This window comes from Anoxynatronum sibiricum (assembly GCF_039414295.1).
Lineage (GTDB): Bacteria > Bacillota > Clostridia > Peptostreptococcales > Tindalliaceae > Anoxynatronum > Anoxynatronum sibiricum.
On the sequence record NZ_JBCITM010000047.1, the window covers coordinates 1 to 1518 of the forward strand.

Here is a 1518-nt window from a genome sequence, read left to right on the forward strand (position 1 = left end):
ACACGCCTTCTGTTACCGGCTCCTGGCAGGTGGGCGTTCGGGGTAGAATGCCAGGCTCTACTCAATGGGTTGACCATATCCGGGATCACCAGGTTTCCTCTGCATCCATTACCTCTGTTCAGGTGTCTGTTGATCAGGGCTCTTCTTCAACTTGAACTGCCCCCCATATAACGGACAGTGGACCTGAAAAAAATTAGGTGTATACTGTAATCAAGAGGGGGCGTATGATATGGGACGTCGATTAGAGCAAGCAACAAAGAATGAAATCATCCGATTGTCATATGAAGAAAAAATCTCAACACGTGCACTGGCGAATCAACTTAAAATCGGCAGAACAACTATACAAAGTGTACTAAGAGAATATCGAACAAAGAATAACCTTCAGATTAGGAGTAACCAAGGCTTACAGCAAAAGCTGACGGACTTGCCTGTCCGAAAATTGCCGGATATCCGGATATAATGACCATAACAAATCTTGAGAAAGGAAAGACGTCCCTGTTTAACAGACTGCTTCCGACAGCGAGTCTCAGGGACGTCCAACACAACTGATATGGTCATTCTATCAGATTATGAGCTGGATGAAAACCCTGAAACCGGTGTTTTTTGTTAGGAGTTTGGAGCCATTTTTCTGTCCCTGCTGCCATTCTTCAGAAAGAAAGGTCATTGGAAGCCGAAATCGGAAGGTCCTTGAGACGCATGAGACCAACGGAGACCTTCAAGAGAAGGTGCTTCGTATCCGCAGACTCCAGTGTAAGTCTTGCCTGAAGATCCATCATGAACTGCCGGACCTGCTTCATTCAAGGCAGCGGTTTCAAGCACGATCTGGAACTTATCTTCGCTGCCCCAGTCATCACTGCTGGATTCCCCATCAGTGATGACAAAGCCTTTGGTTTTGGCTTCTTTCTCCCATTTGAACAGGGTGCCTTCTGACAGGCCGGTTTCCTGGGAGATGGCGGTAATTGTCAAGATAGTTGTCCAAAAAACCTTCCAAATTAAAGTAGAGTTTCCGGGTCAACTGAACAACCGTTCAATGTATTCGCTTCGTCGTTAGCTCTTTTGATCAGGAGCAACGCCTCCTGGAATACTGGTCTTTGAAAACGCATTTATTTCACGGTCACCTTGACAACGAGCCTCTTGGCGGTATGGGTGCTGGCATCACAGACATCCCCTTGTGGTCAAGGAAGAACGTCTCTGTGGGTCGGCGACGCCTGGTGGCCAGCCTACCATGCCGCCACTCACTGTCAAGGCGCTTTCGCGACATAAACGCTCAGTTTATCGTCGGTTGAACCGTAGTGTTTTTTTCAGAAACAGGGTTTAACCATACTTCTTTGGCAATGGACCAGTTTCGGGTATGACGGCTCCAGCGGTTGGGGTTCTCGCTTTTGGCTTTCTGCCTATGCTAATCTGATAGTGAGCCAAAAACAAGCTTTGTGCTGATGAAAAAGTGAGCCACTCTCCAAAATCACCAGATAAGTTGTGCTGATGAAAAAGTGAGCCACCTAATCCAAACTCCTATAC

General features: G+C 47.1%; 2 protein-coding genes. Both read left to right on the top strand.

The window, feature by feature from the left end; translation table 11 throughout:
• Positions 1-229: 229 nt before the first annotated feature.
• Positions 230-460, top strand: a complete 231-nt coding sequence (locus tag AAIG11_RS17860) for a hypothetical protein (RefSeq protein WP_343187545.1) — start codon at positions 230-232, stop codon at positions 458-460.
• A gap of 118 nt (positions 461-578) precedes the next feature.
• Positions 579-875: a DUF6431 domain-containing protein gene (locus tag AAIG11_RS18215; protein ID WP_425499438.1), complete on the top strand. Its 297-nt coding sequence runs from the start codon at positions 579-581 to the stop codon at positions 873-875.
• Positions 876-1518 lie beyond the last annotated feature (643 nt).

Bases quoted from the DNA above. Each gene is read 5' to 3' on its own strand.
- AAIG11_RS17860 (WP_343187545.1), top strand. From the start codon at position 230: ATGGGACGTCGATTAGAGCAAGCAACAAAGAATGAAATCATCCGATTG.
- AAIG11_RS18215 (WP_425499438.1), top strand. From the start codon at position 579: ATGAAAACCCTGAAACCGGTGTTTTTTGTTAGGAGTTTGGAGCCATTT.